The 22,276-nt window shown below is 69.2% G+C and carries 20 protein-coding genes and 1 riboswitch; of the genes, 16 read left to right on the top strand and 4 right to left on the bottom strand.

The features are described 5' to 3' along the window. The first annotated feature begins 6 nt into the window (after positions 1-6). A complete protein-coding gene (locus HMPREF0321_RS12980; RefSeq protein ID WP_006947023.1) occupies positions 7-441 on the top strand; it encodes a DUF4446 family protein in 435 nt (144 codons plus the stop codon). Continuing rightward, positions 438-1,568: a prephenate dehydratase gene (gene pheA, locus HMPREF0321_RS12975; RefSeq protein ID WP_006947061.1), complete on the top strand. Its 1,131-nt coding sequence runs from the start codon at positions 438-440 to the stop codon at positions 1,566-1,568. The genes HMPREF0321_RS12980 and pheA overlap by 4 nt, the downstream gene beginning before the upstream one ends. A gap of 57 nt (positions 1,569-1,625) precedes the next feature. On the opposite strand, the gene HMPREF0321_RS12970 is transcribed toward pheA, so the two are convergent. Beyond that, complete coding sequence (locus tag HMPREF0321_RS12970; RefSeq protein WP_006947029.1) at positions 1,626-3,041, bottom strand: hypothetical protein; 1,416 nt, start codon at positions 3,039-3,041, stop codon at positions 1,626-1,628. A gap of 143 nt (positions 3,042-3,184) precedes the next feature. Further along, complete coding sequence (locus tag HMPREF0321_RS12965) at positions 3,185-4,585, bottom strand: hypothetical protein (protein WP_006947102.1); 1,401 nt, start codon at positions 4,583-4,585, stop codon at positions 3,185-3,187. Positions 4,586-4,869: 284 nt separating this feature from the next. On the opposite strand from HMPREF0321_RS12965, the gene HMPREF0321_RS12960 reads away from it, so the two are divergent. The 11 genes from HMPREF0321_RS12960 to HMPREF0321_RS12915 all read left to right on the top strand — a co-directional run bounded on the left by HMPREF0321_RS12960 (position 4,870) and on the right by HMPREF0321_RS12915 (position 16,873). Further along, on the top strand, positions 4,870-6,036 hold the full coding sequence (locus HMPREF0321_RS12960) for an acyl-CoA dehydrogenase family protein (RefSeq protein ID WP_006947039.1): 1,167 nt from the start codon (positions 4,870-4,872) through the stop codon (positions 6,034-6,036). A 184-nt stretch (positions 6,037-6,220) separates the two neighbouring features. Continuing rightward, positions 6,221-6,685 (top strand): GNAT family N-acetyltransferase, encoded by a 465-nt coding sequence (locus HMPREF0321_RS12955; protein WP_175282497.1) that lies wholly within the window; start codon positions 6,221-6,223, stop codon positions 6,683-6,685. Between the two features lie 139 nt (positions 6,686-6,824). After that, the gene (locus HMPREF0321_RS12950) at positions 6,825-7,835 is read left to right on the top strand and encodes an NADP-dependent oxidoreductase (protein ID WP_040015050.1); all 1,011 of its coding nucleotides are present in this window, start codon (positions 6,825-6,827) and stop codon (positions 7,833-7,835) included. A gap of 192 nt (positions 7,836-8,027) precedes the next feature. Continuing rightward, entirely contained in the window at positions 8,028-9,293 is a 1,266-nt protein-coding gene (locus tag HMPREF0321_RS12945; protein WP_006947139.1) for an FAD-binding protein, read from the top strand. Positions 9,294-9,345: 52 nt separating this feature from the next. Further along, the gene (locus tag HMPREF0321_RS17160; protein ID WP_006946933.1) at positions 9,346-10,116 is read left to right on the top strand and encodes an FAD-binding oxidoreductase; all 771 of its coding nucleotides are present in this window, start codon (positions 9,346-9,348) and stop codon (positions 10,114-10,116) included. Positions 10,117-10,132: 16 nt separating this feature from the next. Further along, complete coding sequence (locus HMPREF0321_RS17155) at positions 10,133-10,741, top strand: FAD-binding oxidoreductase (protein WP_006947149.1); 609 nt, start codon at positions 10,133-10,135, stop codon at positions 10,739-10,741. After that, complete coding sequence (locus HMPREF0321_RS12935; protein WP_006947084.1) at positions 10,738-12,054, top strand: cyclopropane-fatty-acyl-phospholipid synthase family protein; 1,317 nt, start codon at positions 10,738-10,740, stop codon at positions 12,052-12,054. Before HMPREF0321_RS17155 ends, HMPREF0321_RS12935 begins: the two co-directional genes overlap by 4 nt. A 251-nt stretch (positions 12,055-12,305) precedes the next feature. After that, a riboswitch (SAM riboswitch) is annotated at positions 12,306-12,434 on the top strand. Between the two features lie 10 nt (positions 12,435-12,444). Further along, entirely contained in the window at positions 12,445-13,398 is a 954-nt protein-coding gene (locus HMPREF0321_RS12930) for a TauD/TfdA family dioxygenase (RefSeq protein WP_006946952.1), read from the top strand. Between the two features lie 203 nt (positions 13,399-13,601). Then, positions 13,602-14,174 (top strand): GNAT family N-acetyltransferase, encoded by a 573-nt coding sequence (locus tag HMPREF0321_RS12925; RefSeq protein WP_006947028.1) that lies wholly within the window; start codon positions 13,602-13,604, stop codon positions 14,172-14,174. Positions 14,175-14,427: 253 nt separating this feature from the next. Further along, entirely contained in the window at positions 14,428-16,689 is a 2,262-nt protein-coding gene (locus HMPREF0321_RS12920) for a carbon starvation CstA family protein (RefSeq protein ID WP_006947119.1), read from the top strand. Next, entirely contained in the window at positions 16,682-16,873 is a 192-nt protein-coding gene (locus HMPREF0321_RS12915; RefSeq protein WP_006946985.1) for a YbdD/YjiX family protein, read from the top strand. The genes HMPREF0321_RS12920 and HMPREF0321_RS12915 overlap by 8 nt, the downstream gene beginning before the upstream one ends. 188 nt (positions 16,874-17,061) lie before the next feature. On the opposite strand, the gene HMPREF0321_RS12910 is transcribed toward HMPREF0321_RS12915, so the two are convergent. Next, complete coding sequence (locus HMPREF0321_RS12910) at positions 17,062-18,066, bottom strand: diacylglycerol kinase family protein (protein WP_006947133.1); 1,005 nt, start codon at positions 18,064-18,066, stop codon at positions 17,062-17,064. Between the two features lie 54 nt (positions 18,067-18,120). Here HMPREF0321_RS12910 and serS point away from each other — a divergent pair, with 54 nt between their 5' ends. Further along, complete coding sequence (serS, locus tag HMPREF0321_RS12905) at positions 18,121-19,434, top strand: serine--tRNA ligase (RefSeq protein ID WP_006946945.1); 1,314 nt, start codon at positions 18,121-18,123, stop codon at positions 19,432-19,434. A 201-nt stretch (positions 19,435-19,635) separates the two neighbouring features. Here the strand turns inward: serS and HMPREF0321_RS16610 are convergent, their stop codons facing one another. After that, on the bottom strand, positions 19,636-19,800 hold the full coding sequence (locus HMPREF0321_RS16610) for a hypothetical protein (protein WP_217490554.1): 165 nt from the start codon (positions 19,798-19,800) through the stop codon (positions 19,636-19,638). A 264-nt stretch (positions 19,801-20,064) separates the two neighbouring features. Here HMPREF0321_RS16610 and HMPREF0321_RS16605 point away from each other — a divergent pair, with 264 nt between their 5' ends. Both HMPREF0321_RS16605 and HMPREF0321_RS12890 read left to right on the top strand, forming a co-directional pair. Then, positions 20,065-20,742: a DUF1345 domain-containing protein gene (locus HMPREF0321_RS16605; RefSeq protein ID WP_172462964.1), complete on the top strand. Its 678-nt coding sequence runs from the start codon at positions 20,065-20,067 to the stop codon at positions 20,740-20,742. 55 nt (positions 20,743-20,797) lie between these two features. Then, positions 20,798-22,252, top strand: a complete 1,455-nt coding sequence (locus HMPREF0321_RS12890; RefSeq protein WP_237723856.1) for a sensor histidine kinase — start codon at positions 20,798-20,800, stop codon at positions 22,250-22,252. The last annotated feature ends 24 nt before the right edge of the window (positions 22,253-22,276 follow it).

The raw sequence follows: 22,276 nt of genomic DNA, 5'->3' as shown, positions 1-22,276 counted from the left end.
GACGTCGTGATCGCCGTCGCTCTCGCCGTCGCAGTGTGTGCTCTCCTGCTCGCCGGGTGGGCGCTCGTGCAGGCGCGCGCGAGCGAGGCCCGCCTCGCGTCCATCATCGGTGACGACGACGGCGGCCCGCGGCAGCTGGCGCGCGAGATCGCCTCCGCCCGAACCGAACTCGCCGCAGCCCGTGCCGATTCGCGACGCGCGCTCAAGCACGTCGCCGTCGTCCGCTACGACGCGTTCGGCGACATGGCGGGTCAGCTGTCGTTCTCGGCGGCCCTCGTCGATGACGCCGGTGACGGGCTCGTCATCTCGTCGATCCACGGGCGCGCCGAGTCACGCACGTACGCCAAGAGTGTCGAAGCAGGCGCGAGCTCGAGCGAGCTCACGCCCGAGGAGAAGCAGGCGGTCGCCGCGGCGCGCGCCGGTGAGGGGAATGCCCGATGACGCACGACGAACCGACCTACGGCTACCTCGGCCCTGCCGGCACGTTCACGCAGGCTGCGCTGCGGGGGTGGCTCGAGCAGCAGACGCGTGACGTCGCCGCAGCGGTGCGTCCCGCCAGTGACGAGGGGGCGGCCGCGACCGCGCCTGCCGCGGGTGCTTCGACCCCAGGTGAGGCGAGTTCGCACCCGCACCAGACTCCCAGCTCGTCCGGCGCCCCGACCACGACGGACGGCCTCGTCGCGGCTGCCCTGGAACGTTCGGTCCCGTTCGCGACCGTCCCGGCAGCGCTCGACGCGGTGCGTTCGGGTGGCGTCGACGGCGTCATGGTGCCGATCGAGAACAGCGTCGAAGGTGGCGTGAGCTCCACGCTGGACGCCCTCAACGCGGGAGCCGGCGCCCCCACGGAGTCGCAGTTGCTGCTCGTCGGTGAGGTGCTCGTGCCGATCACGTTCGTCCTCGCGGCCCGCCCGGGCACGCGCGCCGAGCAGATCACGGGCGTCGGGTCGCACTCGCACGCGTGGCCGCAGGTGCGCGGCTGGATGGCGTCGAACCTGCCACAGGCGACCTACGTGCCGACGCTGTCGACGGCCGCCGCCGCGCAGAGCCTCGCCGATGACGCCGCCGAGAACTTCCAGGCGGCCGTGTGCGCGCCGATGGCCGCCGACGTCTTCGGCCTCGAGACCCTTGCCACGCACATCGGCGACAACGCGGGCGCCGTCACCCGATTCGTCCTCGTGACGAAGGCCCGCGACGCCGCGGGCCGCCCCCGCACCCCCGCGCCGACGGGCCACGACAAGACGACGCTCGTGCTCTACCAGCACGCCGACCGCGCCGGTGGGCTGCTCGAGCTGCTCGAGCAGTTCGCGACGCGTGGCATCAGCATGTCGCGCCTCGAATCGCGCCCGACGGGCGAGGCGATGGGCAGCTACTGCTTCTCGCTCGACATCGAGGGGCACATCGCGTCCGAACGTGTCGGGGAGGCGCTCATGGGGCTCAAGCGCGTCGCCGCCGACGTGCGTTATCTCGGCTCATACGCGCGCGCCGACAAGCGTCCCGTCGACGTCTCCCCCGAGACGAGCGACGAGGCCTTCGCGGGCGCCCGCGCCTGGCTGCACGCGCTGCGCTGAGGGCCGGCCGCCTGAACGGGGTCTCCTCGTCGCAGGGCGCCGCGCGTCAGTCGCCCGTCAGTGCCGCGTGCGGTGACGCGACTCGACGAACGGCGCGTCGTGGTCGGCGAGCCAGCGCAGCACCTGCGGTGCGACCTGCGGTTCGGTGCGCGCGAGTCGCTCGTGCAGTTCGGTGAGGTTGAGGCGCACGCCCAGCTCGTCGAGCGTGTGCAGGATCGTCAGCGTCATCTCGAACACCAGCGCCCAGCGGTCCTCGGCCTCGGGCGTGAAGGCGTAGTCAATGCGTCGGATGCGCGGGTTGTCCTGCATGCGCTCGAACCGAGCGTCGAGTTCGGCGCGCGTCGCGCTCGTGCGGGCGACGGCGGCGTCGAGCTCCTCCGGAGAGACGGGGTCGAGGCGGCCCGCCGGGTGCTCGGCGGCGTGACGCAGGGACGCATCGTCCTCGCGCACGTAGAAGTGCAGCAGCTGGCTCGTCGCGCGGCCCTGCGCGTCGCCGAACGGCGCATGGTCGTTCGCCGGCGGAACGACGGCGCCGTGGTGCGTCCACACGCGACGCAGCGGGGTCGCGGCGTAGAGCAAGTTGTCATGGATGTCGGCGCGCAGCGGTTCCGCCGCATAGGGGTCGCACACGAGCTCGCGGGCGAGCTCACGCGTCGTCGTGAAGCCGTAGCCGAGCACCATCGCGATGAGGTCGCCGACTTCGTCGGGCCACGGCGTCGTCGTGACGGACGTGATGGCGATGGCGGGCAGGCCGGCGTGGGGGCGATGCACCTCGCTCGTGCGCGGGCAGCCGACGTGCTGCACGGCCCAGGCGGCGTAGGCGTCGGGGTTGGGCTGCAGGCTCGTGTCGGCGAAGCGCGGTGCGCGTCGGCTGCGGACGGCGAACGCGTCGTGCAGCGCGTCGTGGACGAGGGGGTACTGGTTCGGTTGCGGCGCGGTGGCCTCGGCGCCCTGTGCGCGTAGGTCGATGCGGTCGGAGACGTGCATCGGGTAGCCGCGCGGGCCCTCGAAGACGGGCAGGACGGCGGCGCCGAGCCCCGACGCGGTGGCCGTGCGCACGACGTTGACGGCGCCCTCGTCAGCAGTGATCGCCGTCAGGGTGCTCTGGGCCTCGGCGATCTTGGCGCGCACCGTCTGCAGCCGGTAGGCCGCTTCGATGAGCTCGGGGTTCTCGGGGGCGGGGTCGAGGATGCCCATGACGCGCGGCAGGTGCGTCGGGTCGTAGATCGCGCGGCCGGTGGGGTCGCTGCTCATGCCGAGGATGCGTCCGATGACCTTGAGCGTCATCAGGGGCGGTGACGTCGAGTGCCGCCAGCGCTTGATGATCTGCTCGTCGACGGGTGCGCTCAGACCGCTGGAGGACAGGTCTGCGTTGATCGCCTCGGCGAGCGCCTTGTTCGTGAAGCGGCGCAGTTCCATCCAGTGCTTGAGTTCGCTGCGGAAGATCTCCCAGCTGGAGTCGTGCGCTGCCATCGTCGGTGGTCCCCTCGTGAGCGTGCCCGTGTCCGACGCGGGCGCATGCCGTGGCTTCCGGCCGGTGTAGGAAGGCGCGGCTCGCTTCGCCGCCCACTAAGTCGGTTGTCCGACCTGTGGGCAGAAATTGTCGCCGACCCTCGTCAGACCCTAGTCGACCAGGACGAGAATTTCGGGTTGACCAGAGGGCACTCGTGGTCGGCCAGCCACCGCAGCAAGGAGTGGGCGATGTCCGGTTCGTCTCGCAGCAACCGATCATGCACGGCGTCGAGGCCGTCGGTGCGCTCGACGCCGAGCTCGGCGAGAAAGCGCGTCGCGGCCAGCGCCGCGCCGAGGGCGTTCTCCCACCGCTGCGCCGACGTCTCGGCGAACGGTGTCGGCACGAGCAGGGTGCGTCGTCGCACGTGGGCGAGCGCGCCGCTGTGCAGGCGGGCCTCGACGGTGGACGCGGTGGTCTCCGCCAGCGTCAGAGCCTCCTCGGCGCTCATGCCGAGCTGCCCGCCGAGCCATTCGGACGTCCACTCGATGAGCCGGTGATCCTCGACGAGTCGGATGTGCACGAGGCCGGGCGAGCCGGTTCCGTCGGCTGCGGCCCACGGCGAGTTCGGGTTGTCCTCGGGCACCATGACGCTGTGGTGTGACCACACGTGGTGCGACGGCGGGCGCGCGACGAACTGATCGTGCACCTCGCTGCGCAGCGCGTCCGTCGCGATCGGGTTGCGCGTCAGCTCACGCGCGATCTCGCGGGTGGAGACGAAGCCGTAGCCGAGCAGCCACGCGATGATGCCGCCCACGTCGTCCGCCCACGCACTCGTCGTCGAGGCGGTGACGGCGATCGCCGGCGCGGCGGGGTGGATGGCCTTGCCGTTGCGCATCGAGGGGCGGCCAATGAGCTGGATCGCCCAGTGCGATTGTTCAGCCAGATCATCAGGCTGGGTGCTGAATCGTGGATGGCGGGTGCCCGGTACGGCGGCGTTGGCGACGAGCGCGGCGAGCATCTCGTCGTTCTCCTCGACGGCAGGGATGTCGTCGCGCGGGGTACGGAAGTCGATGCGGTCGGCGACGTGCATCGGATAGCCGACCGGCCCCTCCCAGACGGGGAAGACGGCCGCGGCGTACCCATACGAAAGCGCCGTCTGGACGAGCTGGCCGGCGCCGGTTCGCGCGGCGTGGCGGCTCAGCTGGCCGCGCACCTCACTGAGGCGCAGGCGAAGCTCCTGCAGGCGCAGGCTCGTGTCGAGAAGTTCCTGGGCCGGCGCGGCGGGCGCGAGCAGGCCCATGCGACGCAGGATGAACGCGGGATCGTAGGGAGCCTGACCGCTCGGATCGTCGCTCATCGAGAGCAGGGAGGCGATGTGACGCACGGCTTCGAGGGGCGGTGACGTGGAGTGGCGCCATCGCTTGACGACGTGCTCGTCGAACGGCTGGTCGACGGAGAGTTCGTTGAGGCGAGCGGCGAGGGCCCTGCTCGTCATCCCCCGAAGCTCCATCCAGTGGCGGAACTCCTCGCGGAACGCCTCCCACCCGGCGTCATGGCTGGCCATGCAGCAGCTCCTCGTTCTCGGTTGCGCTTCCCCCGTGCGCGGCGCCGTGGCGGTTCGCGCGGGCTGTCGTCCGCCACCACCCGGTCGGACGTCAGACCCACTACGTGTGTCGGATTTCACCACTCGCGTTCGATAAAGCGTACCTGACGGTCAACATAGATCCAGGGTCATTGGTCCCTTCGGGTGAAGGAGCCGGTGCGACGGGCAGTGAATGAGACGCGCCCGCAGCGCCAAGGTTGTTGTGATGTGGGGCACACTGGTGGAACCGACGAAAGGAAAGACCCATGGGCCCGGCCGCACCCCTGCCGTACCGCTCGCCGTGGATGGACGACGAACTGGAAGACCTCCAGCGTCTCGCCGCCACGTTCAGCCGCGAGATCTTCGCGAACATCGACCGCTACAGCGAACAGCACCAGGTCGATCGTGACGTCTGGACGAAGGCGGGTGAGCTGGGCCTGCTCGGCCTGTCGGTACCAGAGGAGTACGGCGGCAGCGGCGCGACGTTCGCGCACGAGGCCGTCGTCGCCATCGAGCAGGCGAAGGCCGGTGACGACTCGTGGGGCTTCGTCGTCCACGCCATCATCGTGACGCACTACATCGTCGCCTACGGCACCGAGGAGCAGAAGCGCAAGTGGCTGCCGAAGCTGTGCTCTGGCGAATGGGTCGGCGCCGTCGGCATGACGGAACCCGGCGCTGGCTCCGACCTCAAGCGCGTCTCGACGCGCGCGGTGCGCGACGGCGACGAATTCGTCATCAACGGCTCGAAGACGTTCATCACGAACGCCGGCCACGCCGACCTCATCGTCCTCGTGGCCCGCACCTGCGAGCGTGACAAGGCCGCCGGGCACAAGGGCATCTCGCTCATCGTGCTCGAGACGGCCGACCTCGACGGCTTCGAGCGCGGGCGGGTGCTGCAGAAGATCGGCCAGCACGGTCAGGACACGCGCGAACTGCACTTCACCGACATGCGCGTGCCCGTCGCGAATCTGCTCGGCGAGGAAGGGCGCGGTTTCTACCACCTCATGGAGCAGCTGCCGCAGGAGCGCCTCGGCCTCGCGTGCACGGCCGTCGGATCGGCGGAGCTGGCCGTGAAGCTCGGGGTCGAGCACGCGAAGTCGCGTGAACTGTTCGACGGCACGCTGATGGACCTGCAGAACACGCGCTTCGTGCTCGCCGAGTGCTCGACGGACGTGCTCGCCGCCCGCACCCTGCTCGATCACTGCATCATGCTGCACATGGAGGGCAAGCTCGACTCAGCCACCGCCTCGCGAGCGAAATACTGGACGACGGACGTGCAGTGCAATGTCATCGACCGCGTCCTGCAGCTGTTCGGCGGCTACGGCTTCATGCTCGAGTACCCCATCGCGAAGATGTACGCCGGCGCGCGCATCCAGAAGATCTACGGCGGCGCCAACGAGGTGATGAAGGAACTCATCGCCCGCTCGTTGTGACCTCACGCCCGCGAGGGCAGGACAGGATGTTGTGTCATCAACGCGCGGCATCTCGCGCGTTGATGACACAAGAACGGGGGCAGCTGCACGAGAGTCGAGCACGTGGCCGCCTGAGGTGTCGATGGAATCGGGCAAGGCCGATCTTGCGGTGGCCGCTGCGCGCGCGATTGGGCAGGATGGAGGCGTGAACATCGACATCGCGTATGCCATGCCTGGGGACGTCGACGAGCTCGTCGACCTGTTCGAGCAGTACCGCAGCTTCTACGGCAAGGCGCCGACGCCCGACGCGCGGACGTTTCTCGCCGAGCGCATCGAGACGGGGCAGACGCTCGTCCTCGTCGCCCGTGACGGGGTGGGCGTCGTCGGGTTCGCGCAGGTCTACCGCGCGTTCGACTCGACCCACCTCACTCACGACTGGGTGCTCGCGGATCTCTTCGTCGACGGAGCGGCACGCGGCCGTCGCGTCGGCGGATCCCTCGTCGAGGCCGTCCTCGACGGTGCGCGCGAGAACGGCGCGCACCACCTGCGCGTCTCGATCCGCAGCGACGACGCGTACGCGCGCCGGTTGTACGAATCACGCGGCTTCGAGGAGGCTGGCGACATCGGCGAGGTCGTGAGCTACCGGTTGAAACTGCGCGACCATCACTGACGTCAGCCTGCAGGCTCGTGCCCGCCTGCGATTCTCGATCACGTTCGCGTGAGCGGCGGTCGTCGTGAACCCGTGGCGTCCAAAGGTTTCGGTCCTTCCCGAGTGGAGCGTCGTCGGTGCCGCGTGGCAATGTGAGGGCATGACGACTTCTCAGATGATCGTGCTCGCGTCGCGCCCCCATGGCGCGCCCACCTCCGACAACTTCCGCCTCGAGACGCGGGAACTCCCCGCCCTCAGCGACGGCGAACTGCTCGTGCGCAACACCGTCATGAGCGTCGACCCGTACATGCGTGGCCGCATGAACGACGTGAAGTCCTATGTCCCGCCGTTCCAGATCGACGAGCCCCTCGACGGCGGCGCGGTCGGCGAGGTCGTCGAATCCCGCGCTGAGGGTTTCGCGGAGGGTGACCTCGTCCTCCATGGCCTCGGCTGGCGCGACATGGCCGTCGTGCCCGCGAAGGCGGCACGCAAGGTCTCGACGAACGTCGGTGGCGCGCAGGTGTCGCCGTCCGCCTACCTGGGCGCGCTCGGCATGCCCGGCATCACGGCGTACGGCGGGCTCATGCGCGCCGGTGAATTCCACTCCGGCGACGCGGTGTTCGTCTCCGGCGCGGCCGGTGCCGTCGGCTCGCTCGTCGGTCAGATCGCGAAACTCGAGGGTGCGTCCCGCGTCATCGGTTCGGCGGGCTCCGCACAGAAGATCGCGCGCCTCGAGGAGCTCGGTTTCGACGCCGCCTTCAACTACAAGGACGGTGACGTCCGCGGCCTGCTCAAGAACGCCGCGCCGGACGGCATCGACGTCTACTTCGACAACGTCGGGGGCGACCACCTCGAGGCGGCCATCTCGTCGATGAACACCCACGGGCGCATCGCGATGTGCGGCGCCATCGCGCAGTACAACTCGACGGAGCCGCCCGCCGCGCCGCGCAACCTCGCGCTCGTCATCGGCAAGCGCATCACGATCCGCGGGTTCATCCAGAGCGACTTCCGCGACCTCGTGCCCGAGTTCCAGCAGAAGATGGCGACGTGGCTCGCCGATGGCTCGGTTCAGTGGGACGAGACGGTCGTCGAGGGCCTGGAGAACGCGCCGCAGGCGTTCATGGACCTGCTGAACGGCGCCAACACCGGCAAGATGGTCGTCTCGATCTGATCGTTCGACTCCCGTCGCGCCACGCCCCGCAGGGCGGCGCATGCGACGTGAGATCCAGCTGCGTCACCAACGTCCGGGTGAGTCAGTCCTGACTGACTCACCCGGACACGAGTGACTCACTCGCCCGTAGAGCCAGCACCCCGGCCTCGAGCACCCCGGGCGAGCGCCGTCGGGCGGGTATAACGTCGGGGGATGAGCGCGCTCCCTGCCACGAACTGGGCCGGCACCGTCGTCTTCGAAGCGCGCGAGCGATACGCGCCGCGGACGACGTCGCAGGTGCAGGATGCGGTCTGCCGGGCAGCGGCCGACGGTGGGCGGCTGAGGGTGGTCGGCACCGGCCACAGCTTCAACGACATCGCCGACACAGACGGCGTGCAGCTCAGCCTCCTCGACCTCGAGCGTCGCATCGACCTCGACGAGGACGCACGCTGCGTCACCATCGACGGCGGCGCCACGTATGCGCAGGTCAACGCCGTTCTCGCGCAGCGTGGTTGGGCGCTCGAGAACCTTGCGTCACTGCCGCACATCACCGTCGCCGGGGCCATCGCGACGGCGACGCACGGCTCCGGATGGGAGCGTCCGAGCCTCGCGTCTGCGGTGCGTTCGCTCACCCACGTCACCGCTGCGGGCGATCTGCACACGATGACGCGCGGCGAACCCGGGTTCGAGCACTATCCCGTGCATCTCGGTCTGTTCGGGCCCGTCGTCGAGTTGATCCTCGACGTCGTGCCCGCGTTCGACATCGCGACGACGGTGTACGAAGGGCTCGAATACGACGCCCTCGTCGACCATCTCGACGACCTGACGCGCCCGCTCTACTCGTTCAGCATCGCCCCCGACTGGAGCGACGGCGGTCGGGCGTTGCTCTTCGCCAAGCGTCCGCGCGGCGTCGATGCTCCGGCTCAGCTCGCCGGCGCCCGCGCCGCGACGAGCCCTCGTCACCCGAGCCCAGGCGCTGATCCCGTCGCGGTGACTGAGCAGCTCGGTGTTCACGGGCCGAGCGCCGAACGGCTGACTCACTTCCGCAGCGACTTCGCCCCCAGCGTCGGCGACGAGGTGCAGAGCGAGTACTTCGTTTCACGTGAAACGGTCGCGGACGCCCTGCGAGCGCTGCCACGGTTCGCCGATGTCTTCGCCCGCCTCGCGCACTCGATGGAGATCCGCGCCGTCGCCGGCGACAGCCTCAGTGCGAGCCCGTTCGCCACCGGCGAGATGCTCGCCATCCACCTCACCTGGCGCCGCGACCCGGACGCCGTCCGCCGTGAACTGCCGGCCCTCGAAGCTGCACTCGGCCACCCGCGTCCGCACTGGGGCAAGTTGCACGCGGCACCGCCGCAGCAGCTCAGCGAACAGTTCCCCGGACTGCATGCCCTCGACGGCGAGGCGCGTCGGCATGACCCGTCCGGCATGTTCCGCAACGCCTGGGTCGAGCGGTTGCTCGGGAATGAGCCGGCCTGATTTGGTGCTGCAACCGGGGCAGGCGTAACTTCCTGAGACGTGGAGAGCATAGATGTTCGATAAGAAAAAACAGCCCAGTGTGGAACTGGCCGGTGAGGCCGCTCACGCCTCTGCCGTCGCGCAGTTGAGGGCCTCCTTCGAAGCCATCCCCGCCGGCGCCACGGTGCGCCTCGCGAAGAAGACCTCGAACCTCTTCCGTCCGCGTGAGAAAGCGAAGGTAGGCCTCGACGTCAGCGGCCTCACGGGCGTCATCAGCATCGACGCCGACGCTCGCACGGCCGACGTCCAGGGCATGTGCACGTACGAGAACCTCGTCGACGCCACGCTCGAGCACGGCCTCATGCCGCTCGTCGTCCCGCAGTTGCGCACGATCACCCTCGGCGGCGCCGTCACCGGCCTCGGCATCGAGTCGACGTCGTTCAAGAACGGGCTGCCGCACGAATCCGTCCTCGAGATGGACATCCTCACCGGCACCGGCGAGCTGCTCACCGCCTCGCCGACCAACGAGCACGCCGACCTCTTCCGCGCCTTCCCCAACAGCTACGGCAGCCTGGGCTACGCGACGCGTCTGCGCATCGAATTGCAGCCGATCGATGACCTCGTCGAGACGCGCAACGTGCGGTTCGCGAGCGTCGCAGCCATGACGCGAGCGATCGACGCCATCGTCGAGACCCGCGAGTGGCAAGGCGAACGCGTCGACGGCCTCGACGGCATGATCGTCAGCAAGGACGAGGCCTATCTCGTGCTCGCCACTCTCCCGAGACGCGCCGCCGCCCGACGCGACTACACCGGGGCAGAACATCTTCTACAAGAGCATCAGTGAGCTCGACCGCGACACCTTGAGCGCGCACGACTACATCTGGCGTTGGGACACCGACTGGTTCTGGTGCTCCGACGCGTTCTTCGCACAGAACCCGAAGGTGCGACGCGTGTGGCCGCGCAAGTACCGTCGCAGCGACTTCTACCACCGCATCGTCGGGTGGGAGAACCGCTGGGGCTTCGCCGCGAAGATCGACGAGATGCGCGGCGAACTGCCGCGCGAGCGCGTCGTGCAGGACGTCGAAGTGCCCCTCGAACAGCTCGAGACGTTCATGCCGTGGTTCGACGAGCACGTCGGCATGACGCCCGTGTGGGTGTGCCCGCTGCGCCTGCGCGGCGACGACGCGTGGCCGCTGTACCAGCTCGAACCGAACCGCACGTACGTCAACGTCGGGTTCTGGGGCACCGTCGCCATCACCCCCGGGCGGTCTGACGGCGACGTCAACCGCGACATCGAGGCCGTGCTGCCGACGATGCACGGCCACAAGTCGCTCTATTCCGACGTCTACTACGACGCCGAGACGTTCGAAGCGCTGTACGGCGCAGCCGAATACCGCCGCATGAAGACGAAGTACGACCCGCAGGGCCGCCTTCTTGAGTTCGCTGACAAGATGAGGACGCACGCATGAGCCAGACCACGACCGCCACCCCCCTCGTCGCCCAGGCCGTCCAGGCCGTGTTGGAGGAGCCGTTGCCCTTCCGCATCACGGCGTACGACGGCACCGACATCGGCCCGCGTGACAGCGACATCGCCGTGCGTGTCGAGAGCGAGGAGGGGCTGCGCTACCTCCTCAGCGCCCCTGGCGATCTCGGCCTCGCCCGCGCCTATCTGACGGGCACGCTGACCGGCACCGGTTTCCACCCTGGTGACCCCTACGAGGTGTTCAGCCGCATCAAGCGTGACGTGCGCACGAAGCAGCTGACGCCGAAGGGCGTTGCGTCGGCGCTCGCGCCCGTCGTCAAACAGCTGGGGCCGAAGGCGTTCGTCCACCCGCCGCTGCCCGAGGTCGAGAACGAGCCCCGCTGGAAGCGCCACCTCGCCAAGGTGAACCCGGTGGGCCGCGCCGCCGACTCGATCAAGCACCACTACGACGTCTCGAACGCGTTCTACGAGAAGGTGCTCGGTGAGTCGATGGCCTACACGTGCGCCGTGTTCGACACGCTGGACGACACCCTCGAGGAAGCGCAGGAGCGCAAGTTCGCCCTCGTCGCCGACAAGCTCGACCTGCAGCCCGGCCAACGGCTGCTCGACGTCGGCTGCGGCTGGGGCGGCATGGCGATGCACGCCGCTCGCGAGCGCGGCGTCCACGTCATAGGCGTCACCCTGAGCAAGGAACAGGCCGAGTGGGGTCAGCGCGCCGTGCGTGAGGCGGGCCTCGAGGGCCTCGTCGAGATCCGCCACGGCGACTACCGCGACGTCACCGAGACGGGCTTCGACGCCGTCAGCTCGATCGGCCTCACGGAGCACATCGGCGTGAAGAACTACGCCAACTACTTCTCGTTCCTGCACTCGAAGCTGCGCGACGGTGGCCGCCTGCTCAACCACTGCATCACGCGTCGCGACGACTCGGCATCGGCCAAGCCGGAGCCGTTCACCGATCGCTATGTCTTCCCCGACGGCGAGCTCGCCTCGCCGGGGCGGCTCATCAGTGGGTGCCACGACGCCGGTTTCGAGGTTCAGCATGACGAGAACCTGCGCCTGTCGTACGCCCTGACGCTGCGCGACTGGTGCCGCAACCTCGAGGCGAACTGGGATTTCTGCGTCGCCGAGGCGGGCCTGCCGACCGCGCAGGTGTGGGGCATCTACATGGCCGGTTCACGCCTCGGGTTCGAGGAGGGCTGGCTGCACCTGCACCAGGTGCTCGCCACGAAGACGACCGACAACGGCGACAACGGCGGCTACCCGCTGGGCTCGCACTGGGCGTCGCGTCGGCAGGGTTGACCTGTTGCGCGCACGGTGACGGCCGACGACCTCGACGAGGTCGTCGGCCGCTGTCGTGTGCCGGGCATCGCCCCGGGCCAGCGACGGCGGGTGAGATGGCGGATCGCGAGCACTGACTCGCCCCGTAGCAGCCGTGTCGTGATGCCGCGCACGGTGCCGGGCGTGGTTGGAACCCGAAGGCGCGTCCGGTGCCCGGGCAGCCCCTTTGCATAACTCGCTATTTTGAATAGGTGAGTGCTACGTTATGCGTGGGTCACGAGCCCCGGCGCGAAGTCTCGGCTGGCCGGGCGGCAACCCCCATGCGAACGCACACGGTGCGCCGGGGTGCCCCGAGTAACGACCCGGCCGCCCGTCGACCGACGCGGCGGCAAGCGCAACGAAGGGTCTGCCATGACACTCCTCGACACCACGCCCGACACGAACGTCGACTCCGCGAGCGGCGCAGCGGCGCGCCACGGCGGCACCGTCGCGACGCCCGGGCTGCGCATCGAACGCCTCGGCCCGGCGTTCGGCGCAATCGTCCACGGCGTCGACCTCGCGCAGGTCGACGACGCGATAGCGTTCGACCTGCGCCGCGCGCTGCTCGCGCACAAGGTGCTCTTCTTCCGCGGTCAGGACGCGTTCGACGACGACGCGCAGGTGCGCCTCGGCAACCTGCTCGGTGAGCTGACGGCGGGTCACCCCGTCGCGAGCACGCACGAGCGCAAGGAGATCTACTCGATCGACTCCTCCGACCCCGAGTTCTCGTTCTCCGACGAGTGGCACACGGACGTCACGTTCATGAAGGAGCCGCCGGCCATCAGCATCCTGCGCGCCGTGACGCTGCCCGACTACGGCGGCGACACCTCCTGGGCCGACGCTCAGGCGGCGTACGACTCGCTGTCGAAGCCGTTCCGCGGCCTCGTCGACCAGCTCATCGCCGCCCACGACGGCAACCGCGAATGGGGCGCGTACCTGCGCAAGCATGGTGGGCAGGAATGGAACGGCAAGGTCGTCACCGAGCTGCCCGTCGTCGAGCACCCCGTCGTGCGCGTCCATCCCGAGACGGGACGGCGTGGGCTGTTCGTCAACCCCGGTTTCACCTCCCACGTCGTCGGCGTGTCGCAGGCCGAGTCGCGGGCGATCCTCGACGCGCTGTATGCGCACCTGACGCAGCCCGAGCACACGATCCGTCACCGCTGGGCGCCCGGCGACGTCGGCATCTGGGACAACCGTGCGACGTCGCACTACGCCAACCGCGACTACGTCGACGCCAACCTCGGCCCGCGCGCCATGAGGCGTGTGACGGTCGGGGGCGACAAGCCCGTCGGCGTCAACGGGCTGACGGGTGGCGCGGCCGCCTGACGGTGCGAACTGACATGACGCGGTGCGGGTCTCTGGGGCCCGCACCACGTCGTCATGTACCCCACTGCGATTTTCGTCCCCCTTCGCGAATCCCGTCCACATCGGCGAATCCTGTCCCCATCGGCGGTTTGCGTGCACATTCGTCCAGCCGGCCGTCGGGAAAATCAGTCGCCGGGGGCGTCGCACGGTGATGGAATGACGGGATGCTGACGCTCATCAGGCCCGACGCCGCTCGCTACGACGACTGGAGGGGCGCGTTCGACGAGTTCGGCGCGTCGCCGAAGGACGGCACGGGCTATCGTCGCGACGACATCGTCGACACGTCGCGCGCCGGGTTCGACGCCTACCTCGCCGATCGTGCGCGCCAGGGCGATACGACCGTCCCGCCGCCTGAGGGATTCGTGCACTGCAGCTATTTCTGGGTGTTGGACGGCCCGCGGGCGGGGGAGGGCGACATCGTCGGATTTCTGGCCCTGCGTCACACCCTCACCGAGGTGCTCTATGAGGCGATCGGTCACATCGGCTACTCGGTGCGTCCCAGCGCTCGTGGGCGGGGCGTCGCCAAGGGCGCGTTGATGCTCGGTCTCGACGAGGCGCGGGCGCTCGGCATCGAGCAGGTGCTGGTGTGCTGCAGCACCGAGAATCCGGCGTCACGCGCCGTCATCGAGAAGTGCGGCGGGCAGTTCGAGGACGTCCGCTCCCACCCCGCGTTTCCGGGCGAGACGCGTCGCTACTGGTTCGGCTCGCCGCCGTGGCCGCAGGGCCCGACGGCCTGACGGCGCCTACGTCGGCTGCGAATGTGACCGAGAATCGCAGACGGGGGCAGGAACCGCAGAAGGGCACGGTGTAGGGCGGCCCGGCCGAACCCCAATCTCCATCCGAGCCCGGCCCCCAACCCATCCGCCGACGTCGTGACCGGGATGTGATTTTCTCGGTCCGCGAGTAGAGACTCCGTACCCACGGGTAGACCCCTAGTGTGGCCTTACTCACAGCGGCCGTCATGGCCACCAGCACTACCAGGAGGTCACCGTGGCGGCGTCACGTCTCGACACCCTCGACCGCGATCCGGGGTTGCCCCCCGTCGCGGTCGAACCCCCTCGCACCATCACCGGGCGGCAGAAGATCATGATCGCCGTCGCGGCGATCGTCGCCGCCATCGGCTGGACGATGGTCGCCTTCGTCCGCGGTGAGCACGTCAACGCCATCTGGTTCGTGTTCGCGGCCGTCGGCAGCTACGTCATCGGCTACATGCTCTACAGCCGTCTCATCGCGTACAAGGTCGTGCAGCCGCGCGACGACATCGCGACGCCGGCGGAGCAGTTCGAGAACGGCCAGGACTACATGCCGACGGACCGTCGCGTCCTGTTCGGCCACCACTTCGCCGCCATCGCCGGCGCCGGCCCCCTCGTCGGCCCCGTGCTCGCCGCGCAGATGGGTTACCTGCCGGGCACGATGTGGATCATCTTCGGCGTCATCTTCGCGGGCGCCGTGCAGGACTACATGGTGCTCGCCATCTCGACGCGCCGTGGCGGCCGCAGCATCGGCCAGATGGCGCGCGACACGCTCGGCCCCGTCGGTGGTTGGGCGGCGATGCTCGCCGTCATGACGATCATGGTCATCCTCATCGCGGTGCTCGGCCTCGTCGTCGTCAACGCGCTCGCCGAGTCGCCGTGGGGTGTGTTCTCGATCGCGATGACGATCCCGATCGCCCTGTTCATGGGCTGCTACCTGCGCTTCCTGCGTCCGGGGTCGGTCACCGAGGTGTCGCTCATCGGGGTCGCGCTCCTGCTGCTCGCGATCGTCTCCGGCGGCTGGGTCGCCGAGACGGCCTGGGGCAAGGACATGTTCACGCTGTCTCCGACGGCGCTCGCCTGGTGCCTCATCGTCTACGGGTTCGCCGCGGCCGTCCTGCCGGTCTGGCTGCTGCTCGCGCCGCGTGACTATCTGTCGACGTTCATGAAGGTCGGCACGATCGTCCTGCTCGCGCTCGGCATCATCACCGCGCGTCCGGCGATCGACATCCCCGCGATCACGTCGTTCGGCAAGCACGGCAACGGTCCCGTCTTCGCGGGTTCGCTGTTCCCGTTCCTGTTCATCACGATCGCGTGCGGCGCGTTGTCCGGCTTCCACGCGCTCATCTCGTCGGGCACGACGCCGAAGCTCATCCAGAAGGAGAGCCAGGCGCGACTCATCGGGTACGGCTCGATGCTCGTCGAGTCGTTCGTCGCCATCATGGCGCTCATCGCGGCGGCCATCATCGACCAGCACCTGTACTTCGTCATCAACGCCCCCGCCGGCGTGACGGGTGGGACGGCCGAGAAGGCCGCGACGTGGGTGAACTCGATAGGCTTGGGCGGTAATCCGATCACCGCGCCCGAGATCACCCAGGCCGCGAAGGACGTCGGCGAGGCTTCGGTCGTGTCGCGCACCGGTGGCGCCCCGACGTTCGCGTTCGGCATGTCGGACGTGTTCAGCCGCGTCATCCCAGGCGATTCGATGAAGCAGTTCTGGTACCACTTCGCGATCATGTTCGAGGCGCTGTTCATCCTGACGACGGTCGACGCCGGCACGCGCGTCGCACGTTTCATGCTGTCGGAGACGCTCGGCAACGTGCCCGGGCTGCACCGCTTCCGTGACACGTCCTGGCGCGTCGGTGCGTGGATCTCGACGCTCGTCGTCGTCGCCGCATGGGGTTCGATCCTGCTCATGGGCGTCACCGACCCGCTGGGTGGCATCAACACGCTGTTCCCGCTGTTCGGCATCGCCAACCAGTTGCTCGCCGCGGTCGCGCTGACGGTCGTGACGGTCGTCGTCATCCGCAACGGCAAGGCGAAGTGGGCGTGGATCCCGGGCATCCCGCTCGCCTGGGATCTGCTCGTGACGATGGTCGCGAGCTACCAGAAGATCTTCTCGAGCGACGCGAAGATCGGCTACTGGGCGCAGCACAACGCGTTCGTCGACGCCGAGAACAAGGGGCTGACGAAGTTCAAGACGGCCAAGACGCCCGAGGAGATCGAGGCCGTCATCCGCAACACGCTCATCCAGGAGACGCTCTCGGTTCTCTTCGCGGTGCTCGTCATCGTCGTCGTCATCGCGGGTGTGTTCGCGGCGCTCAAGGCGCTGCGCAGCGGGCACGTCGACCCCGAGGTGCGCGACGACGCGGTGCCGTCGCAGATCTTCGCGCCGAGCGGCATGCGCGTCGCGCCCGACGAGGAGAGCGTGCTCGCGCAGTGGCGTGAGGCGGGCCTCGACCCCGAGGGCGTGCATGCGGGTGAGCGCGTCCATGCCTGAGCCGCGCGGAATCGTCGGCACGCTCAAGTGGTACGTCGCCTCGATGATGGGTGACAACCACTACGAGCGCTACCTGCGCCATCACGCCGTCGCCCACCCCGGCGAGGCGCCGATGTCGAAGCGCGACTACTGGCGTGAGCGCACCGACGCCCAGGACCGCAACCCCGGCGCGCGGTGCTGCTGACGGTTCTCGGTTCAAGACCGCGGGTCTGAACACTGCGACAGGGGCTGACGCATCAAGCGTCAGCCCCTCGCGCAGTGCGGCCCGTCACTGTCCCGAGCGATCCGTCCGTCCGACGGGTTGGGCCAGGCTCGGCAACGAATGTGGACGAAAATCGCAGATGGGGACGGGAATCGAACAGGGGGCGCGTGTCAGCGGCGCAGCGTCTGGCCCAGGATGCCGGGGAGGTGACGGCGGACGTCAGACATGCGTGAGTGACGCGGGTTGGCGACGCGCACGCGCAGTGCCTTCTCCTCGACCCACATCTCCATCTCACGCACGTCGCCGAGGACGTCGCCGTCGAGTTCGAGCGCGCGCGGGCGTCCCATGGCCTTCGCGGCGACGCGGGCGCAGCGTGTGCGCTCGACGCGACCCGTGGTGCGCCGTGAGCGAGCGAAGATCTGCGCGGAGAGCGCAGCCCATTGCAGGGGCCCGTCGGCGGAGAGCCAGACGGTGTCGAAGCGCCCGTCGGTGCCGTTGGCGCCGGGCATGAGTTGCACACCCGCCGTCAGCAGACCGAAGTTGCCGACGAGCAGCGTCGTCGTCTTCTTCGTGTGCGGTGCGCCGTCGTCGAAGGAGGCGAGCATGCGCTCGGGGCGCTGAGTCGCGTAGCGCGCGCCGGCGACGGGGTAGGCCATCCACCCGATGCGCTTCTTGAGGGTCTCGCTCGTGGCGTTCATGATGTCGCCGTCGAGTCCGAAGCCGGCCATGATGAGGAAGGTGTCGTTCGTCGCCGAGCCGTCACCGAACGTCGCATGCACCCGCCCGACGTCGATGATGGTGTCCTCACCGGCGAGCGACCGCGCGAAGTTGAGCGCCGCCGAGCCGTCCACCGAGACGCCGAGGTTGCGCGCGAGCAGGTTGCCGGTGCCCTGTGGCATCAACCCCAGCGGCACGCTCGTGCCGCTCAGCGCCGCGCCGACGTGGCGCACCGTTCCGTCGCCACCGGCGGCGAAGACGATGTCGCAGCCCTGGCGCAGTGCTTGCTGCGTCTGGCCGGTGCCGGGGTCGTCGAGGCGGGTCTGCAGCCACAGCGGCTCGGCCCATCCGGCGTCGCGCGAGACGTCGACGCATTCGCGGCGCAGGGCGCCGAGGTCGTCGACCTTCGTGGGGTTGACGACGATCGCGGCGCGCGGACGGGAGGGCGTGTTCGACACGCCTTGCACTGTAACTGGAATGACGCACATTCGCGCGGGCGATAGCCTTGAGGGGTGATCGACATTCGACTGCTTCGTGACAACCCTGACGCCGTCCGCGCGAGCCAGCGTGCTCGCGGCGCTGACGAGGGCGTCGTCGACCGCATTCTCGAGCTCGACGCGACGCGCCGCAGTTCGCTCGGCGAGTTCGAGAGGGTGCGCGCCGAGCAGAAGCAGGTGTCCAAGAGCGTCGGCGCCGCGATGGGTGCGCTCAACAAGGCCAAGAAGGGCGGTGACGACTCGGAGGTCGCGCGTCTGCAGGCCGAGGCCGACGCCGCGCGCGAGAACGCTGCGACCTTGAGCGCCCGCGTCAAGGAGCTCGAGGCCACTGCCGACGAGGCGGGCAAGGAGTTCGACGCGCTGCTTCGCACCGTCCCCAACGTCGTCCTCGACGGCGTGCCGGCGGGTGGCGAGGACGACTTCGTCACCGTCAAGACGGTCGGTGAGGCCCCGACGTTCGACTTCGAGCCGAAGGATCACCTCGAGATCGGTGAGCTCATCGGCGCGATCGACATGGAGCGCGGCACAAAGGTCTCCGGTTCGCGCTTCTACTTCCTCAAGGGTGTCGGCGCACGCCTCGAGCTGGCGCTGCTGCAGATGGCGCTCGACCAGGCCATCGCCAACGACTTCACCCCGATGATCACGCCGACCCTCGTGCGCCCGGAGACGATGCAGGGCACCGGCTTCGATGTCGCGCACGACGCCGAGATCTACCGCGTGCAGGAGGAGGACAACCTCTACCTCGTCGGCACCTCAGAGGTCGCGCTCGCCGGCTACCACGCGGACGAGATCTTGAACGTCGACGCTCCCGTGCGCTACGCCGGCTGGTCGAGCTGCTACCGCCGCGAGGCCGGTTCGTACGGCAAGGACACGCGTGGCATCATCCGCGTCCACCAGTTCAACAAGGTCGAGATGTTCTCCTACTGCCGCATCGAGGACGCCGAAGCGGAGCACGCTCGCATGCTCGCGTGGGAAGAGGAGATGCTGGCCAAGTGCGAGCTGTCGTACCGCGTCATCGACACCGCCGCGGGTGACCTCGGCACGTCCGCCGCACGCAAGTTCGACTGCGAGGCCTGGGTGCCGACGCAGGGCACCTACCGCGAGCTGACGTCGACGTCGAACTGCACGACGTTCCAGGCGCGCCGCCTCAACATCCGTGAGCGCACCGACGGCGCGACGCGCTCTGTCGCCACGCTCAACGGCACGCTCGCGACGACGCGTTGGCTCGTCGCCATCCTCGAGACGCACCAGCAGGCTGACGGCTCGGTGCGTGTGCCCGAGGCGCTGCGCACGTACATGGGTGGCCTCGAGGTGCTGCCCGTCGTCTGACGACGAGCTCGGACGACGCAGTCCGACGAGGGCTGACGCGGGCCGGCATCCTGGCGGGTGCCGGCCCGCGCTCAGCCGATGAAGATCTCCCCGTGCGGATCGATCGCCACCATGATGGCGGCGATGATGGTGGCGCCCAGGAAGCCGCTGACAAGTTCGCGCATCTTCTTGGCGCCCATAGCCGTTGTCGGTCTCCTCCAGTCACCGTGCGGTGCGGTAGCTCAGCAGCGTCATGAGGGCGAACGCGACGGCAACGATGGCGCACCACGCGATGGTCTTCGTCCTCGCGAAGTCCTCGGGGCTCGTCAGATCCTTCGGACGGGCCGATCGGCTGGTCGGGCCGCCCATCTCGCTCGTCTCATGCACGCCCGGCATGGGGTCGTCGTGCTGGCCCGAATGATTCGCGCCCGACCAGTTCGTGCCGGCGGGCCCGGCCATGTCGGTGCCGGGCGCCGTCCCCGCGGCATGCTCGGCGCTCGCGTCGTCTCCTCGCGTCGTCTGCTCCCGCCGCGCGATGCGGCAGTCGGTGCCGCTGAGGTCGCTCCATGCTCACGCCCGTACGACGCGCCGGTCGTTGCGTCCGTTGCCGCAGGCCACGGTGGTTCGCGTCCGTCGGGTGACAATGAGCGCATGAATGACACCTCCCACGAGACGTCCAAGGCGAACCGTCGTGCCCTCACGCGCCGCACGGGGTTTCGGTTGGTGATCAGCGTGATCGTCGGTGTGCTCGCGGCGTTCGTCACGATCGCCGTCGCCGACCGGACGATCGTGTTCGACGTCATGACGGGGTGGACGGTCGGCGCGATCGTCGTCAGTGCGTGGACGTGGCTGATCGTGCGTGGCATGAACCCGACGCAGGCCACCGAGCACGCACGCGAGGAGGATCCGAGCGTCGCAGGAGCGGACGCCACCGTCATCATCGCGACGATGGCGAGCCTTGCGGGGGTCGGGTTGCTGCTCGTCGCGGGCAAGCACAAGACGGGCACCGCCGAAGCCGTGCTCGGGACGGCAAGCGTCGTCGCGTCCTGGTTTCTCGTGCACCTCATGTACATGCTGCGCTACGCCCGTCAGTACTACGGGCCGGCGCCGGCCAGCAACGGCATCGACTTCGAGGGCGGCGAACCCGACTACTACGACTTCGCGTACGTCGCGTTCGACCTCGGAATGACGTACCAGATCAGCGACACGAACCTGAAGAACCGGTGGGTGCGACGCCTCGTGCTGCAGCACACGCTGCTCAGCTACGCGCTCGGCGTCGGCGTCGTCGCGACAGCCATCAATCTCGTCGTGTCGCTCGCGACGAACTGACGCTCCGTCGCGCGGGGGAGGCGGGCTGTCGGTGGCGGCGTCTACCCTCGCAGGCGTGAGGGAGTTCTTCGGTCTGGACGACGACTGGGTGCGGCCGTTGCCACCCGGATGGCAGCGACGGGACGCCGTGATCGCCGTCGTCTTCCTGCTCGGTGCCGTCGTCGAGCTCGAGGCGATGCGCGCGTTGGGTCTGCCGCGCGGCACCTGGGGGCGGCCCGCGCTCTATGCGGCGACGCTCGTCGGGATGCTGCCGCTCGTGTGGCGTCGACGCTTCCCCCTCGCCGTCATGCTGCTGCTCGCCGCGCACATGTTCGCCTTCGGCATGGCGCAGTACGTCGTCATGGGCAACCTCGCGATGCAGGCGGCCTACTTCTTCTCCATCTTCACCGCACTCGCCTGGGGCCGAGATCGCCGGATGACGATGGTCGCGGCGAGCGCCGTCGTCGTGTTCATGTTCGGGTGGGTGGCCGTGCAGCTGTCGGTCGCGTCGGGGCGTGACGCGCTCGTCGACGCCTACGGAAACGGCCGCGGCACCCGCGATGACGCGCTGTTCGGCCCTGGCACAGGAGCGGTGCTCACGAGCGTCATGATGAACGTCCTGTTCTTCGTCACCGCCGTCGCGACGGGCGCCAACTCGTGGCGTGGAGCTCGCGCCCGAGCCCGCGCCGAGGATCAGGCACGCACGATCGAGGAGCAGTCGGCGCAGCTCACCGAACGCGCCGTCGTCGACGAACGACTGCGCATCGCCCGCGAACTGCACGACGTCGTCGCCCACCACGTCGCCGCGATCGGCGTGCAGGCCGCGGCCGCACGCAAGCTCATGACTAAGGACCTGTCGCTCGCGGCCACGTCGCTGACGAACGTCGAGACCTCCTCGCGCGACGCCGTCACGCAGATGCGCAGCCTGCTCGGCACCCTGCGAACCGGGGACGGCGCGTCGTCCGGGCCGGGCCGTCTGCCGCCTGGCGGCGGGGTGGTGTCGGCTGATCTGGCGGTCGCCGCGTCATCGGACGGTTCGCTCGCGACGAGGAACGAGCGCGAGACGGGCGTTGCGCTGGACGCGACGCACCGTCGTCCCGAACCTGGGTTGGACGATCTGCCGCGACTGGTCGAAGAGGTCACCTCGCCCGGGTTCGACGTCGAACTGCGCGACCTCATCGGTGACGTCGACGTGCCTGGCAGCGTCCAACACAGCCTCTACCGCACCGTGCAGGAGGCGCTGGCCAACATCCGGCGCCACTCGACGGCGACGTCCGCGTCCGTCACGGTGCGCAGTGGCGGCGGCGAGGAAGGGGCCGGTGCGGCGCGCTACGCAGAGGTCGAGATCCTCGACGAGGGGCGCCCACGGCAGGGCACCTCGGGCAGCGGCATGGGACTGCTCGGCATGCGTGAACGCGTGACGGCTCATCGCGGCAGCGCCGAGATCGGCCCCCGGCTGACCGGTGGGTACCGCGTGCGCGTCAGGCTGCCGCTACCCGACGCGCGAGGCGACGACGGCGGGCGCTCATGACCGAGGCCGCAGCGAGAGGCGACA

Source organism: Dermacoccus sp. Ellin185, assembly GCF_000152185.1.
In the GTDB taxonomy this organism is placed as follows: Bacteria; Actinomycetota; Actinomycetes; order Actinomycetales; family Dermatophilaceae; genus Dermacoccus; species Dermacoccus nishinomiyaensis.
Note: the sequence above shows the minus strand (reverse complement) of the source record. Positions and strands in the feature narration are given on the sequence as shown.

Bases quoted from the DNA above. Each gene is read 5' to 3' on its own strand.
- pheA (WP_006947061.1), top strand. From the start codon at position 438: ATGACGCACGACGAACCGACCTACGGCTACCTCGGCCCTGCCGGCACG.
- HMPREF0321_RS12970 (WP_006947029.1), bottom strand. From the start codon at position 3,041: ATGGCAGCGCACGACTCCAGCTGGGAGATCTTCCGCAGCGAACTCAAG.
- HMPREF0321_RS12965 (WP_006947102.1), bottom strand. From the start codon at position 4,585: ATGGCCAGCCATGACGCCGGGTGGGAGGCGTTCCGCGAGGAGTTCCGC.
- HMPREF0321_RS12960 (WP_006947039.1), top strand. From the start codon at position 4,870: ATGGGCCCGGCCGCACCCCTGCCGTACCGCTCGCCGTGGATGGACGAC.
- HMPREF0321_RS12950 (WP_040015050.1), top strand. From the start codon at position 6,825: ATGACGACTTCTCAGATGATCGTGCTCGCGTCGCGCCCCCATGGCGCG.
- HMPREF0321_RS12945 (WP_006947139.1), top strand. From the start codon at position 8,028: ATGAGCGCGCTCCCTGCCACGAACTGGGCCGGCACCGTCGTCTTCGAA.
- HMPREF0321_RS17160 (WP_006946933.1), top strand. From the start codon at position 9,346: ATGTTCGATAAGAAAAAACAGCCCAGTGTGGAACTGGCCGGTGAGGCC.
- HMPREF0321_RS12935 (WP_006947084.1), top strand. From the start codon at position 10,738: ATGAGCCAGACCACGACCGCCACCCCCCTCGTCGCCCAGGCCGTCCAG.
- HMPREF0321_RS12930 (WP_006946952.1), top strand. From the start codon at position 12,445: ATGACACTCCTCGACACCACGCCCGACACGAACGTCGACTCCGCGAGC.
- HMPREF0321_RS12925 (WP_006947028.1), top strand. From the start codon at position 13,602: ATGCTGACGCTCATCAGGCCCGACGCCGCTCGCTACGACGACTGGAGG.
- HMPREF0321_RS12915 (WP_006946985.1), top strand. From the start codon at position 16,682: ATGCCTGAGCCGCGCGGAATCGTCGGCACGCTCAAGTGGTACGTCGCC.
- HMPREF0321_RS16605 (WP_172462964.1), top strand. From the start codon at position 20,065: ATGAATGACACCTCCCACGAGACGTCCAAGGCGAACCGTCGTGCCCTC.